Here is a 348-nt window from a genome sequence, read left to right on the forward strand (position 1 = left end):
TTTTCGTGCTTGGACGTGATAAGCGCTCAACAATACCGAGTTCGGCTAAACGTTTAAATGCCTGTGGTGCTGAAATGGGTAAATTGTGTTTTTTAATCAGTGTTGATAAAGCCACAGTAGGACGACTGGAGCCATCCATGGAACCACTTGGCGCATCAATCGCATAAACAGGCGCCAACTCAGGTAAGCCCGCCATGGCCTGTAATTTTTGATAAGCACCTAACTTTGATGAATTCGAGAAATTTAAACTTTTAGACATTGATTCCAGTAGTATCACACCCGCCTGCACTTTTATCACTGAGTTTCTCTTGATGTTGTTGTGTCACTAGAGCATCAAAGGTGCGGATC

1 pseudogene is annotated in these 348 nt (G+C 43.4%); it reads right to left on the bottom strand.

From position 1 onward, the window contains the following. Nucleotides 1–348: pseudogene (locus BHE89_RS22755) on the bottom strand (KilA-N domain-containing protein); the annotation flags it as partial.

This window comes from Shigella sp. FC1967 (assembly GCF_001743005.1).
GTDB lineage: Bacteria > Pseudomonadota > Gammaproteobacteria > Enterobacterales > Enterobacteriaceae > Proteus.